The organism is Acidobacterium sp. FHG110202_01, assembly GCF_059115305.1.
Window position 1 is genome coordinate 501,874 of record NZ_JBZYWJ010000003.1, and the last position, 13,858, is coordinate 515,731.

Genomic DNA, 13,858 nt, shown 5'->3' on the forward strand with positions numbered 1-13,858 from the left:
ACAGAGCTGGTTCTAGTGAGGAGCAGGCGGAGTGCGCAGCTGTGTCACCCGGGCCCAGAATTCTTCATGGCGATCATCGCGGAAGAGGATGCCGCGGATTTGTCCGGCTGCGTCTTTCTGGAAAATGAGCCGTGTCGGGCTGCCGGATGCGTAAAAGAAAGTCGTAGTACTCTCCGGCAGGAGCTCATTGCTTTGGCCTACGCGGCTCCTGGCATAGAGAGAGTCGCCCTGGCGATAGATCGTAGCCTGGATGACGCCCTGGTCTTCGTAAACCCCGGCGTAGGCGTCGTAGATCGCAGGGTTGATCTTTGCTGGAACCGGATGCACAGGCACCAGCACCTGCTCGGCGACAGGCTGAAGCTGAGCAATCTGATTGAGATTATGCGCGAGCAGCCAGCGCGGCAGATCGGGTTCGGCATAGGCCTTATCCCAGGCATTATGTCGAACGGTGGCATACTCCCAGAACCTGACATTGCCGCCGTTCGCCTTCAATGCTCCGTAGAGAACCTCGGCCTGTTTAGGCAAAACCACTGGATCGGCGGCGCCGTGGAAAATCCAGACCGGAGTCCGCCCCACCGCGCGCGCGTATTCACCGGGAAGGCTGGTATCTTCCCACCGCTTGGGAGCGTAGGACCAGAAAATGCCTCCACAGACGGGAACGATGGCAGCAAAAGTGTGCGGCCATTTGCGCGCGATCTCCCATACCCCGTAGCCGCCCATGGAGAGCCCGGTAAGGTAAAGACGGTCGCGGTCGCCATGGAACTCCTTTACTGAAGCCTCGAGGGCGTCCATAGCCATCTGCATCATGTCCGGGTCGGTCCAGTGGTGATGAAGGAAGGGCACCTGCGGCATCACCACAACGAACGGCCATCGCTCAGGATGCGACCGTATGGAGGCCGGCAGGCCGATCTGTGTCTGGTCCATTCCGTCGGACCCGCGCTCGCCAGTACCGTGCAGAAAGAGAATGACAGGCCAGCGTTCGTGTGAATTCCAGCCCTCAGGAACGTAGACCTGGTATTTGTGAGCCACCCCATCCACCAGGATGGTACGGTTCAGAAAACCGGTATCCTGGGGGCGCGCAAACGCCGGCAGCGCAAGAAGCAGGGAACATCCAAGAATGAAAACATGGCGCAAACCCATTACCGGAGAGGATAGCAAAGATGCGCCCTGACTAAGTTTCCTGCCAAGGGGGAACTCGGCGGTGAACCGGGTTATAAACGTGCGGTCTCCTTGACAATACGCCTCGAAACAGCAGACGATGAACGCCCGTAGAAACAAATATGAACAAGTGCGTGTTTCTACAGGGCGGCTTGTTACTATCACCCATGCAGCAGCAGACAGCAAAAGGAGGCTGAATGAAACTGCATATCAGGCATCGTATCTCATCCATCGTTCTGGCAGCGCTGTTTTTCGGAATGGTCGCGCCGTTCACCCTGCATGCGCAGAGCACACAGGACCAGAGCACCGCCTCAACCCCAACCACTACCAAGTCGAAAAAGAAAAAGAAGAGCACAACGGACGCTGCCGCAAGTACTGCCAGTACAGCTGCAGGAACCTCCGCCGCGAACACTACAGCGTCCACTCAGGCGGCAAGCGCTTCCACTGCAGCGCAAACCAGCGCTCCTGCGAGCGCCGCCACTGCTGCTTCCACGACAGCAAAGGCGAAAACCAAGTCCGCTGCCAGCTCTGTACAGGCCCAGACTCCGCCTTCGCCGGGCATGGTATGGGTGAACACGGACTCAGGTGTGTATCACAAGTCCGGGTCCCGCTGGTACGGGAAGACCAAGCAGGGTAAATGGATGACAGAGGGAGACGCCCAGAAGGCTGGATACAAGTCCGCCTCAAACTAGTAGTTTGATCCAATTCCTACAGCAAGGAGACAAGCAGGAATGAAACGGAAACTATCGTGGTTTATGGCAGGGGTTCTCGTCCTGGCACTGATGCTCGGCGTCAGCGTCGCGAAATCAGCTGCGCAGGCAGCGTCTTCCGGGGCCTCATCGTCAGCCAAACCGACGACGGCGCAGGCGTCGAATCTGCTCGACCTGAATACAGCCAGCCTGGATCAGTTAAAGGCATTACCGGGAATTGGCGATACCTACGCGCAGAAGATCGTCGACGGACGTCCCTATGCGAAGAAAACCGACCTGGTGCAGAAGAAAATCATTCCGGCGGCAACTTATAAGAAGATTGCCAGCCAGGTGATTGCAAAACAGACGAAGTAGCTAAGCCAGGAAAATCTGGAGTAAATCGAGGACTGAGCTCTAAGCTCAGTCCTCGATTTGTTTCCGTCGGATCACGCCTTTTTGCCGGTGATCAATCGAATCAGGAAAGTTAGAATCACAGCGCCGAGGACAGCGACGATGATCGTATAAATCATTCCACCCTGTCCGGAAAAGCCCAGAGCCCGCATGATAAAGCCGCCGATAATAGCTCCGGCAATACCGACAATGATGTCCATGAGCGCGCCATAGCCGCCGCCTTTCATTAGCTTGCCGGTGATCCACCCTGCAATCAGACCAACGATGATCCACCAGATGATTGTGAACATGCACTTCTCCCTTCGCTGAGTTTCGCAGGCATCATGTAGATGAGGCTGTTCCTGCGCTTTTGTGAAGCGCAGGAACGTTACCTCAAAAGGGATAGTGTTTTCAAGCGGGAAATGGACAGCGATCCCACCCACAGTGTCGCCAAGCAAGCGACCAACGGGAGCGAAAGGAAGTCAATCCACCAAGCACCAGCAAAGAATGGCGCCGAAAGGCGCGTATCGCTGGACGCGCAGTCCTCAGTTGTTGAGGGTTTCTTGAAGCTTGTTGATCATCCGGTTCAGGTCCTTGTCGGCGCGGCGCTGCTCATCGATTTTCGCGATGGAGTGCATCACCGTCGTGTGGTGCTTGCCTCCAAACTGGCGTCCGATTTCGGGCAGCGAAGCCTCCGTCATGCTCTTGGCCAGAAACATTGCAATCTGGCGTGGTACGACTACTGAGCGGGAGTTGTTTTTCTGCTTCAGCTCGGCGACACGCATGCCGAACTGTTCGGCAACAGCGCGCTGGATGGCTTCAATGGTGATCTTGCGCACCTGTGTATCGATGAACTGCTTCAGGCACTGCTGCGCGGCGGGAAGCGTGATCTCGACGCCGCTCATGCTGCACCACGCGAACAGTCGCGTCAGCGCGCCTTCGAGCTCGCGGACGTTGGTGCGCACATTCGATGCGATGAAGAGGGCCACATCGACAGGTAAAGTTACATGATCGTTCTCCGCCTTCTTTTGCAGAATGGCGACTTTGGTTTCAAGATCGGGCGGCTGAATGTCCGCGATCAATCCCCATTCGAAGCGCGAGCGCAGACGGTCTTCGATCTCAGCCAGCTCCTTGGGAGGACGGTCCGAAGCAATGACAATCTGCTTCATGTTTTCATGCAGCGCATTGAAGGTGTGGAAGAACTCCTCCTGCGTGCGCTCTTTCTGCGCGAGGAACTGGATGTCGTCAATCAGCAACAGGTCAACGGAGCGGAACCGGTCGCGGAAGGTCGTCATCTTGTCGTAGCGCAGCGAGTTGATCATGTCGTTGGTGAACTTCTCGCTCGACACGTAGCAGATGGAGCATTGCGGATCGCGGCGCTTCACCTCATGACCGATGGCATGCATCAGATGGGTCTTGCCCATACCCACGCCGCCGTAGAGAAAGAGCGGATTATAGGCCTTCGATGGCTTCTCAGCGACTGCCTCGGCAGCAGCGCGCGCAAACTGGTTGCCTGCGCCGACGACAAAAGCGTCGAAAGTATAGCGCGGATTCAGCTGTGCTGCTGAAGACCAGTCGAAGCGGCTTTGCTGAGGGGCGCCGGCGCGCTGAGCCGGACGTGACACACCATCGCGCACGCTGTTCGGCGGAGCGGCAGGCGAATGTGTGGGCACAGGGGCGAAGCCGCCGTCCTCGCGGACACGAACCAGAGTTGGATCTTCTTCGGGCGTAACGAAGACCACTTCGTCGAATTCCATCTGCAGGTTGTCGATGGCTTCCTGGATCAGATCGCCGTAGGTGTCGCCAATGTGCTGGAACTCAGGCGTGGGAATACGCACGAAGAGTTTCTTGCCGTTGATGTGGCTGAACCGTGTCGGCTTCAGCCATTTCTCAAAAGACTGCCGGTTGATCTTTTTTTCAAGCGCACCGAGAATCCGCACCCAGGGATTGAGTGTGGTTGGGGCTGTAGCTACAAAAGACATCGCGTTTCCTTAACGCAACGTCTGCCACCTGATTTCGATCAGAAGCGCCGCCCAGGGTCTCTAGCGAAAAACAAAGTCCCGACCCGGGTATACAAACCCAGGGCAGCGTTTCGCTCTGGTATGCCAGGAGCTAAGAGTGAGGGTGGTGCTGCGACCTCACGGCGCGATCTGTAGAAAGTAGCAAGACGTGCAGAAAAATCTCTAGTGAACGCTGCCGATAGTAGCACAATTCCACAGCGTCCGAACGCTACTTTCGATGCAAAATTTGTGACCGAGGTTTGGTTGCACCAAACGTTGTGAAAAAAGAGGTCGAGTTATGTATCAGCCAGTCGCAGCCTCATGTTTTTTGCAGTTATCGCCGTATTCGGATATACTTAGGAATTGCTGCATAGAGTGATTTCCTGCTCTGTAGACGGCGCCCATTTTCAGTGAAGATTTTTTTGAGGAGCGCACTTCCATGCCGAAGCGCACATTTCAACCCAATCGCCGCCGCCGCTCGAAGACCCACGGCTTCCGCACCCGCATGAAGACCAAGAGCGGAGCTGCTGTGCTGTCGCGCCGCCGCGCCAAGGGCCGCAAGCGCGTTGCTGTCAGCGCGAGCTATCGCGACTAGTCTCTGTTTCTTGCCTTTAAGAGTTCCGGTTTCCGGAAACCAGACAAAAGCCATGCTGGAAAAAGCTTCTGAACGGATGCCGCGCACGATGCGCGGCGCACGCCTCAGCAGGCATTCTGATTACCAGCGCGTTTATCAGCAGAGCCGGAAACATTTCTCCGCATCGATGACCTACTTTTTCTGCGCGCGCCCTGATGCACTTGGCCCACGCATTGGTCTCACTGCCGGCCGCGTGCTCGGCAAGGCGGTGGAACGCAACCGCATCAAGCGCCGCATGCGCGAAGCTGTGAGATTGAATCTCGATCGGCTGCGCGCCAATGTCGACCTTGTGCTGCATCCGCGAAAGAGCGTGCTCGAGATGGATTTTTCCCGCCTCAAGGGTGAGGTAGCAACAATCTTCGCCAGGGTGGAAGACGCCGCGCAAAAACAAGCGGAGCGCCAGGCATGAACCAGAGCCGCAGTTCGTACGTATTTCCCTTAGCGGCTATGCACGCCTTCTACAAGTTCGTGCTTTCGCCTGTGCTGCACGCTGGCGCCGGAATGACCGGCGGAGCTTGCCGCTTCCAGCCCACATGCTCGGAATACACAAACATTGCCATCCACGAACACGGGCTGCTGCGCGGCGGCTGGATGGCTTTGAAGCGCATTCTTCGCTGCCATCCCGGCTGCGCGGGAGGCTTTGATCCTGTTCCTTCAAAGCGCGGATTCATGCAGACTTATTCCTCGCCAGTTACCATAAAAAAAGGCGCAATCTCTCACGATTCAAGATCATAGGAAGCACCACTTGGCAGAAATACGAAATCCGAACCAGCAAGGCGGCGGGCAGGACTCAAAGACGATGCTCGCATTCACCGCGGTCTTTCTCGTCATCTTCCTTGGCCTGCAGTTTTTTCTAAAGCCTAAGAAGCCTGCGGCGGCCGCGCCGAATCAGCAGCAACAGACCGCAAGCACAAATGCACCAGCGCAGCCCGCCGCTCCTGCGGCAACAGCTAATGCGGCCGCAGCGCCGGGCACCCAGGCTGCAACGGAATCTATCACCGTGGTGGAGAACGAGCTGTACCGCATCACCTTCTCCAACCGCGGAGCCCAGGTCACATCGTGGATCCTGAAGAAGTACAAGGACGATGACGGCAAGCCGTTTGATCTGATAAATCGTGAATCCGCTGCGAAGTTTGGTTATCCGCTCTCGCTTTACACCTATGACGCAGGACTGCGCAGCCAGCTGCAGCAGGCGATGTTCGTACCCTCGGCAACAGGCAGCATTACGGCGCCCGGAACGCTGAGCTTCGAATATTCCGCCGGCGGCCTCGTTGTCCACAAGACATTCAAGTTCGATTCAAGCTACGTGATTCACGGAGAGGTTTCTGTCACGCAGAATGGCGCGCCCGTCGCCGCATTGCTCTCATGGCCCTCTGGATTCGGCGATCAAGACACGCTACCGCACTACGCCACCGGAGCGGGCATCGACACAGCCCGCGATGGCAAGGCGGATCAGACAGATGTGAAGAAGGTGATCGGCGGGGATACTCTCCGTGGACCCTTCGACTGGGCCGGTGTCAGCGACTTGTACTTTGCGGCAATCTTTCTTCCGGAAAACCCGAAAGATGCCGACGTCGTAACCCTGCACAACACAATTCCCATTCCGCAGAACCGGAAGAATCCCGATCCCGCCCACACAGAACAGGCCCCGGTGCTTGGCGCTGCAATGGGCACAGCACAGCCTTACAGCGTGCGCCTTTTTGCAGGTCCCAAATCAATTGACGTGCTGGCCTCTGTCCCGACCGGCGGCGTGAGCCTTGAGAAAGCAGTCCATTTCGGGCTGTGGGGCATCATCTCGAAGCCGCTCTTCCTCATCCTGCGTTTCCTCCATGAGCACGTCGTCCCCAACTGGGGATGGGCAATCCTTATCCTGACGCTCGTGCTCAACCTGGCGATGCTGCCGACGCGCTTCCAGATGATGAGGTCGTCGCTCAAGATGCAGCGCATTCAGCCGCAGATGGAGGCGATCAAGGCCAAGTACGCGAAGTACAAGACCACCGATCCGCGCCGGCAGGAAATGAACAAGGAAATCTTCGACCTGCAGAAACGCGAAGGCGTGAACATGTTCGGCGGCTGTATTCCAATGCTGATCCAGTGGCCGCTGCTCTTTGCCTTCTACCGCATGCTCTCGAATGTCATCGAATTGCGGCAGGCGCACTGGCTCTGGCTGCCGGACCTTTCCTCTCCAGATCCACTGCACATTCTTCCCATCTTCTTTATCGTTTCGATGTTCCTGGTACAGTGGCTTACGCCTTCGCCGGGTGTCGATCCAGCGCAGCAGCGCATGATGGCTTTTACCATGCCGGCGGTCTTCGGCTTCATGACGTGGAACATCGGCTCCGGCCTCGCGCTTTACTGGGCAGGCAGCAACATTCTGGGCATTGTGCAGCAGATGGTGATGAACCGCACCACCCTGGGCAAGGAGATGCGCGCTCTGGCTGCCAAACGTGCCGCAAAGAAAGCTGGAACGGGAAAACCTGCAGTGGCCCGAAGATGAGCCGCAGATTATTAGGCCAGACAAAAAGGCATCCAGTTTTCCGGATGCCTTTTTGTTGATACCAGTCAGAGCTGCTGATTCAGCTGATTTTGCGTTCCTCACCCAAAACAGCATCGAGCAACCCAGTAAGTTTCGTGGCGCGGCTGCGCAGATTTTCTTTTGAAGTGCCGGTGAGCTGGCTCAGCCGCTCTTCCAGTGCAGAAAGTTCATCGGCGATGTTCAGAGCTGCCAGAACGGCCACGCGCAATGAATCGACTGTCTTGCCCTGCGCGGCCACTGAGCGCATCTTGGTGTCGACAATTTCTGCAAGCTTCTGAATATAGACCGGATCCTGTCCGCGCAGGCGGTAGGTCTGGTCATAGATGTCTACTGTGACAAACTGCAACGGGTCATTCGTTTCTTGCTGAGAATCGGCCATTCGCCCAACTGCTCCTGTTCGATTTTTTCTCAGGCAGAAAGTTCATCCAGCTGCTTCAACATTCGTTCGACACGCTGGCGCGCTGTTTCGCGCTCCTGCTCGAGCGCCTTGACCCGTTCCTGCGTTTTGTTCAGTTCCGCTGACTGCTCGTCAAGAAGCTGCTGCAGTGTCGCTGCATTCTGCTCGGCAGTCGCGCGGGCGTCGCGCTCTTTCTTGAGCAGCTCCACAGTGCGCAGAACGCGCTGTTCGAGCGCATTGAAATCATCGGCAGCCATGGGGAGTTCAGCTTCATTCAGTGCAACGGTGGACATCGGATACCTCAACAAAAGTGTTCTTCGCGCAGTATAGCCGTTTTTCCCCGGAGGAAATTCACAGAATGCAGAGAATCCAGGGAAATGGCACTGGTTTGATACGGAAAGTCAGACAGCTTTCGTTCCATGCAACCGAATTAATGAAAAATGCTTCAGCCTCGAAGCTTCCCGCCCAGACCTTCCATCGCTGCAACCACATGCTGCGAAAATTTCTGTAACTCCTCTTCCTGCAGCGTGCGGTCCTGCGCCTGAAAGACCGTGCCGAGCAGCAGCGAAAAATGGCCTTGAGGAATGCGCTTGCCTTCCTTGTCGCGCAGGATCTCCTTCGGTTCAAAGCGTTGCAGCTCGCCGATATTCAGAGCCGACAGCGCATCTGCGATTTGCCCATAGGAAATCGTGTCCGCAAAGATGAAAGAGAAGTCGCGGCGAACGGCCTGGAAACGCGACAGCTCGCGCACCGCAGGCTGGCACAGGTTTTGCTTATAAAGACGGTCAAGATAAAACTCGCCGACAAAGACCGGTTGCTTCAGTTTGCGCTGTTGTGCTTCCGCTGGATGCAGCTCGCCAAAATAACCAACCGTGGCCCCGTCGATAACCGCGCGAGCCGAGCGTCCTGGGTGCAGCCATGACGGCATCAACCCTGAGTCCGATGGAAAGCGGTCGAAGTAGAGCGATCTGGCCCCAAATTTTCCCAGCAGCTGTTCCACGCTGCCCTTCATGTCATAAAAATCGAGCTCGCGAGCCGGCTGCAGCGGCCCGGCAAACGGAAGCCTGCCCACGGCGCCAATGGCTAGCGCTGGCTTCTCTTCGACCCTGTCCGTAGAACCGGAAAAGACCGTGCCCATCTCGAAGAGCATTGCGTCCTCAACGTCGCGGTTCAGGTTCAGTGCCAGCATCGCCAGCATTCCCGAGGCGAGCGACGGCCGCAGCATGCCTGCTTCTTCGCTCAGCGGATTGCCCATCGGCACGGCAGAGTTGGGCTCCGGCGCAAATGTAGCCGCGTCCGCTGCGGAACAGAAGGTGCTCGATACAGCCTCGGTCCATCCCAACCCGAGCAATGTGCTGCGAACAGTGGATTCTTTCTCTGCCCAGGTCAGTTCGATAACAGCGCCTTCAAAACTCGGCAGCGTGTTCTGGAAGCGGTTGTAGCCGTAAACGCGGGCAATCTCTTCAATCAGGTCAATCTCGCGCTCAAGATCAAGCCGCCAGCTCGGCAGCGTCACCTGGTATGCTTCTCCAGTCTCTTTCTTGAGTGTGCAGCCGAGTCCGCTGAGAATTTTCTCCGAGTCAGCCGCCGTAATACCGGCCTGGTCTTCGGTATTTCCAAGAATCCTGCGCGCCTCGCCGACGGCAAAGTTGATGCTCGCGCGTCTGGCAGTGCGCTGTTCTGCTTCAGGAATCACAGCGTCAACGAACTCGCCTTCGATCTCGCCTCCCGCCTCAAGAATGATGCTGCTCACCAGCGCCGAAGCAACGGGCGGAGCGTTGAAGTCTGCTCTGCGTTCGAAACGGTGCGATGCATCCGTATGCAGCAGGTGGCGCTTCGAGCTGCGGCGCACCGTGCCCGGGTCAAACCATGCTGCCTCAACAAGAATGTTCTTCGTCTCCGGAGTAATCATCGTGTCCCAGCCGCCCATCACTCCGGCGATGGCGAGCGCTTTCTTCTCATCGGCTACGACCAGATCATCCGGGTCGAGTGTCCGCTCGATTCCATCCAGCGTGCGCAGTTTTTCGCCTTTGCGCGCGCGGCGCAGGATGATCCCACCCTCAACCTTATCGAGATCAAATGCGTGTGTCGGCTGACCGATTGCCAGCGTGACATAATTCGTCGCGTCCACGGCATTCAAAATGAGCTTCTGCTCCAGCAGACGAAAGCGCTCAGCCACAATGCCGCTCGATTGCGTGATCTTGATGTTGCGCAGCACCCGCGCCGTAAAGCGCCCGCAGAGCGAGGGCTCTTCAATACTTACCGGAAACGGCTTGGCGGCAGGCTTCGCCTTAGGAAGCGCCGTATCCAGTTCTTTGAGCGCGAGCCCATAAATAGTCGCAGCCTCGCGCGCGATGCCATAGTGATTCATCGCATCGACGCGGTTGGTCGTAATGTCCATCTCAAAGAGAGAGCCATTCTCCCCCAGATCAAATACTCCCTCAACGGCAATACCACGCAGCGTAAGATCGTCAGCCAACTGCCGATCAGTTACGTCGAGTTTGGGTAGATAAGAGCGAAGCCAGCCGCTGAGTATCTTCATCCAAACTGCTCCAGGAACCGCGCGTCACCCGAGTACAGCAAACTAATGTCGCTGATGCCGTATTTCATCATTGCAATCCTGTCCACGCCCATGCCGAATGCAAATCCCGAAATCTTTTTCGGGTCATAGGTGGGTTGCTTGCCACGTACAGACTCAAAGACCGCAGGATCGACCATGCCGCAGCCAAGCAACTCAATCCATCCCGAGTGCTTGCATTTGCGGCAGCCTTTGCCTCCGCAGAAGGGGCAGCTGATCTGCACATCCGCGCTTGGCTCCGTAAACGGAAAAAACGACGGGAAGAAGCGCGTCTTCACGCTCGAGCCAAAGAACTCCTTCATCGCATGATCGAGCGTGCCCTTCAGATCAGAGAAGGTAATGTTGGTGTCCACACAGAGGCCTTCAATCTGGTGAAAGATCGGCGAGTGCGTGGCGTCAGACTCGTCATTGCGATGGACCTTGCCCGGAATCACAATCCGCACCGGAGGTGGATGCTGCTCCATCGTGCGGATCTGGACAGGCGAAGTATGGGTCCGCATCAGCAGACGGTCGCGCAGCGGCTTGCGCTCCTGGTTCGCTATGACGAGCGTATCCTGCGTATCGCGCGCCGGATGCCCCGGCGGAAAGTTTAGCGACTCAAAGTTGTAGTAATCCGTTTCCACCTCAGGCCCGACGCCGACCGAGTATCCCATGCGCTGGAAGACAGCGACCATCTCGTGCATGGTCTTGATCAGCGGGTGCTCAGCGCCAAGACTGCGCCGTGTCCCTGGAAGGGTGATGTCAATCGCTTCCGCATCAAGCGCAAACTGGCTGCTCACTCCGGAAGCGCGCTCGAGGCGCTCTTCAATCGCCGCCTTGAGCTGGTTAAAGCGCTGGCCGAGAGGCTTCTTGGCTTCTACGGGCGCAGACTTGAGCCATGCATCGCTGATTGACTTGAGCCGCCCTTGTTTGCGGCCCAACCAGTGCAGACGGAACTGCTCGACCTGCTCAGCTGAGGCAAGCCCACGCGCCGAGGTTTCGACCTCATGACCCAACGCGGCAAAGGCCTGTTCCAGTGCGGCTTCATCGTAGCCGCTTAATGGTGGAATAGCATCTTGCGACATATCTCTTCTGAGGATAAATCACAGGGGGAATAACCTTACAGAACCGACCATAGAAGGCGAATGTTTCCTGTGGGATGATTAGCTGCCCGTCGTATCAGTGGTTGCCTTCACGCTAAGATATTCCTCCCTCCAGCCTCTCGACGGCTTTCCTCTGCACCCTCACATCATCTCCAAATCCGCGCAGCCAATATATATCAGGCTCACGGCGGAACCAGGTAAGCTGGCGCTTCGCATAGTTGCGATGTCCCTGCTGTGCCTGAGCAATCGCGTCGTTCTTGCGGATCTCGCCGCGCAATAGCGCCCTTGCCTGCTTATAGCCAAGTGAATCAAACGGACGAGCCTCGCCATATCTCTCCAGCAGCATGCGCGTCTCTTCCACCAGCCCGTTCTCGAACATCGCCGCCGCCCGCCGATTGATGCGCTCGTAAAGCTGTTCGCGTTCGGGCTCAAGCCCGATACGCAGAATACGAAACCCCTGCAGCGCATCTCGGCCTTCCTTCCAGGCTTCCGACATGGGCTGCCGGGCAGAAATGCAGACTTCAAGAGCGCGAATCAGCTTTGGCAGATCATTCGCATGGATACGCGCGGCGGATTTTGGATCGAGCCTCATCAGGATTTGATAAAGCCATCCCCGGCCATGCCTCTCTGCGCTCAGCTTCAGCCGGTCCCGCAGCGACTGCGACCGCTGCGGCCCCGCGAAGAGGCCGTCAATCAATGCACGCAGATAAAGCCCGGTGCCGCCGGTAACAATCGGAAGATGCCCCCGGGCAGCGATTTCCTTCAGGGCCGCTCGAGCATCGCGGCTGTAATCGCCAGCCGTGTAATGCTTCGTAGGGGCGACAACATCGATGAGATGATGTGGAAGCCGCTCGCGATCGGCCTTGTCGGGCTTCGCTGTGCCGATCTCCATATCGCGATACACCGCGACCGAATCGCAGCTCACAATTTCGCCGTTGAATTTTTCTGCGAGATGCAGGGAGAGCGATGTCTTGCCGCTGGCTGTCGGTCCAGCTAGAACAACAAGGAGCGGGTCTACCAAACGTGCCACCATCCGCGAGGAAAAACAGTATGCGCCGGCGCGCGCAGCAGTGCAATCACAAGCACAGCTGCGGCAATCATCATCAGCCCAAGGATCTGGCGCTTCCGGTATTTGATCAAGGCATTCATTTCCAGGCTAAAGAGCGGTCCGCTAAAAAGCGGTTACGCTTCTCAGCTGACCGTATCATCGCTGACAGCTTCTTCGCTGCACCAGCCCTTATTACTCACCAGGCTTGAGGTTATAGAGGAAGTAGAAGCGCAGCTCCAGAAACGGCCCCTTGAAGTCCTTAGGCAGCGGCGGATAGGGCGAAGCTCCGGTAATGCCGCCCCATGCCGCGCGGTCAAGCGCCACGTCGCCTGATGGAAATTCAAGGATCATCTCCTTCACGCTCCCGTCAGGCAGAATCCTGAAACGAATGCCGACCTTGCCCTCCTTATTGATCGGCGGACGCGCCGACTCAGGGATAATCGGCCACCACGAGCGCTCTGTGTCATAAATAATGCGTCGCAGATATGGGCCGAAATCGACACCCATCGTGTCGCTCAGAATGTCGACTGACCCATTGATTCCCGGATGCTGCGAAGGAGCATTGGAGCCCATATCGCCGCCTCCGCCTACCTGCCCGCGCATGGCATTACGCGCCGCCTGCTGAATCGCCTGCGCAGCCGTTGTTCCGCCTGTATTAAAGTTCGGCTGGGTAGGCGCAGGCTTCGGCGCTTCAAGCTGCGATTGCTGGTTTTGCTGCAAAGGCTGCGCAGGATGCTGCTGTGGCATCGGTTGTGGCGGCGGGGGAGCAGCCTGCGCCTGTTGCTGCTGCTGTGGCGCCGGAGGCTGCGGCGTCTGCCCCATCTGCGGCGCTGGTTGCGGAGCAGGTGCTGGTGGCCCGGCGCGCTTCATCGCCTGCAACTCGCGCAGCGTCTTTCTGTCGAGCGTCGGGCTCTTCGATTGGGCAGTACGATCCTTGTCTGAAATCACATCCGAGTGTTTCGGCTTGATCTGCTTCAATGCATCCGGAGGCAGATCAAGATAGGTCATCTGCTTTTCGCGTTCCCGCAGAACGGTCGAAGGATCCACCACGCGTACCTGATGGAAGATATACCGCGGCCCATATGCGATAAACCAGAAAATAAGCAGGTGGACGATGATCGAAACCCAGAAAACTTCGCGCAGCCGCGCCCGCGAACGCTCATCCTGAAGCTCGTCCATGACCTGTAGCAGTTCATGGCGGTCAAGATTTTCGTAGCGCTGGCTTCTGCGATTCCGTGGCGGCTCGGGTGGAGCGCCAGCGGGACTGGTTGGGACTTCAGTGATGGGCATTCGGGAACGGTTTCAGGCCGCCGGCCGGTTTTTCTGTATCTTTTATTCTCTCACAC

The 13,858-nt window shown here is 57.2% G+C and carries 16 protein-coding genes; 7 read left to right on the plus strand and 9 right to left on the minus strand.

Annotation, left to right across the window (positions count from 1 at the left end; all coding sequences use genetic code 11):
- Window positions 1–12 precede the first annotated feature (12 nt).
- Window positions 13–1,134: a prolyl oligopeptidase family serine peptidase gene (locus tag AC5S16_RS08480; RefSeq protein ID WP_493929612.1), complete on the minus strand. Its 1,122-nt coding sequence runs from the start codon at window positions 1,132–1,134 to the stop codon at window positions 13–15.
- Window positions 1,135–1,355: 221 nt separating this feature from the next.
- On the opposite strand from AC5S16_RS08480, the gene AC5S16_RS08485 reads away from it, so the two are divergent.
- Together AC5S16_RS08485 and AC5S16_RS08490 are read left to right on the plus strand one after the other, a co-directional pair.
- Window positions 1,356–1,850 (plus strand): sunset domain-containing protein, encoded by a 495-nt coding sequence (locus tag AC5S16_RS08485; RefSeq protein WP_493929613.1) that lies wholly within the window; start codon window positions 1,356–1,358, stop codon window positions 1,848–1,850.
- Between the two features lie 39 nt (window positions 1,851–1,889).
- A complete protein-coding gene (locus tag AC5S16_RS08490) occupies window positions 1,890–2,222 on the plus strand; it encodes a ComEA family DNA-binding protein (protein ID WP_493929614.1) in 333 nt (110 codons plus the stop codon).
- Window positions 2,223–2,293: 71 nt separating this feature from the next.
- On the opposite strand, the gene AC5S16_RS08495 is transcribed toward AC5S16_RS08490, so the two are convergent.
- A complete protein-coding gene (locus tag AC5S16_RS08495) occupies window positions 2,294–2,548 on the minus strand; it encodes a GlsB/YeaQ/YmgE family stress response membrane protein (protein ID WP_493929615.1) in 255 nt (84 codons plus the stop codon).
- 234 nt (window positions 2,549–2,782) lie between these two features.
- The gene (gene dnaA / locus AC5S16_RS08500) at window positions 2,783–4,219 is read right to left on the minus strand and encodes a chromosomal replication initiator protein DnaA (protein WP_493929616.1); all 1,437 of its coding nucleotides are present in this window, start codon (window positions 4,217–4,219) and stop codon (window positions 2,783–2,785) included.
- 457 nt (window positions 4,220–4,676) lie between these two features.
- On the opposite strand from dnaA, the gene rpmH reads away from it, so the two are divergent.
- Genes rpmH through yidC form a run of 4 tightly spaced genes read left to right on the plus strand, consistent with a single transcriptional unit; the run spans window position 4,677 to window position 7,368 of the window.
- Entirely contained in the window at window positions 4,677–4,832 is a 156-nt protein-coding gene (gene rpmH / locus AC5S16_RS08505; RefSeq protein WP_493929617.1) for a 50S ribosomal protein L34, read from the plus strand.
- A gap of 52 nt (window positions 4,833–4,884) precedes the next feature.
- Window positions 4,885–5,280, plus strand: coding sequence for a ribonuclease P protein component (gene rnpA, locus AC5S16_RS08510; RefSeq protein ID WP_493929618.1), 396 nt, complete (start codon window positions 4,885–4,887; stop codon window positions 5,278–5,280).
- Window positions 5,277–5,606 carry a membrane protein insertion efficiency factor YidD gene (gene yidD, locus AC5S16_RS08515; protein WP_493929619.1) on the plus strand — a complete coding sequence of 110 codons (330 nt, stop codon included), beginning with the start codon at window positions 5,277–5,279 and terminating at the stop codon, window positions 5,604–5,606. Before rnpA ends, yidD begins: the two co-directional genes overlap by 4 nt.
- Before the next feature lie 10 nt (window positions 5,607–5,616).
- Window positions 5,617–7,368: a membrane protein insertase YidC gene (gene yidC, locus AC5S16_RS08520; RefSeq protein ID WP_493929620.1), complete on the plus strand. Its 1,752-nt coding sequence runs from the start codon at window positions 5,617–5,619 to the stop codon at window positions 7,366–7,368.
- 79 nt (window positions 7,369–7,447) lie between these two features.
- On the opposite strand, the gene AC5S16_RS08525 is transcribed toward yidC, so the two are convergent.
- The 5 genes from AC5S16_RS08525 to miaA form a co-directional block, all read right to left on the minus strand.
- On the minus strand, window positions 7,448–7,786 hold the full coding sequence (locus AC5S16_RS08525) for a cell division protein ZapA (RefSeq protein WP_493929621.1): 339 nt from the start codon (window positions 7,784–7,786) through the stop codon (window positions 7,448–7,450).
- A gap of 29 nt (window positions 7,787–7,815) precedes the next feature.
- Entirely contained in the window at window positions 7,816–8,097 is a 282-nt protein-coding gene (locus tag AC5S16_RS08530; RefSeq protein ID WP_493929622.1) for a hypothetical protein, read from the minus strand.
- A gap of 152 nt (window positions 8,098–8,249) precedes the next feature.
- Complete coding sequence (gene pheT / locus AC5S16_RS08535) at window positions 8,250–10,346, minus strand: phenylalanine--tRNA ligase subunit beta (RefSeq protein WP_493929623.1); 2,097 nt, start codon at window positions 10,344–10,346, stop codon at window positions 8,250–8,252.
- On the minus strand, window positions 10,343–11,446 hold the full coding sequence (pheS, locus tag AC5S16_RS08540) for a phenylalanine--tRNA ligase subunit alpha (protein ID WP_493929624.1): 1,104 nt from the start codon (window positions 11,444–11,446) through the stop codon (window positions 10,343–10,345). The genes pheT and pheS overlap by 4 nt, the downstream gene beginning before the upstream one ends.
- A gap of 112 nt (window positions 11,447–11,558) precedes the next feature.
- Window positions 11,559–12,494 (minus strand): tRNA (adenosine(37)-N6)-dimethylallyltransferase MiaA, encoded by a 936-nt coding sequence (miaA, locus tag AC5S16_RS08545; protein ID WP_493929702.1) that lies wholly within the window; start codon window positions 12,492–12,494, stop codon window positions 11,559–11,561.
- A gap of 20 nt (window positions 12,495–12,514) precedes the next feature.
- Between miaA and AC5S16_RS08550 the strand changes: the two genes are divergently transcribed.
- A complete protein-coding gene (locus AC5S16_RS08550) occupies window positions 12,515–12,721 on the plus strand; it encodes a hypothetical protein (protein WP_493929625.1) in 207 nt (68 codons plus the stop codon).
- On the opposite strand, the gene tolA is transcribed toward AC5S16_RS08550, so the two are convergent.
- Window positions 12,705–13,802, minus strand: a complete 1,098-nt coding sequence (gene tolA, locus AC5S16_RS08555; RefSeq protein ID WP_493929626.1) for a cell envelope integrity protein TolA — start codon at window positions 13,800–13,802, stop codon at window positions 12,705–12,707. The genes AC5S16_RS08550 and tolA overlap by 17 nt on opposite strands.
- Window positions 13,803–13,858: the final 56 nt, after the last annotated feature.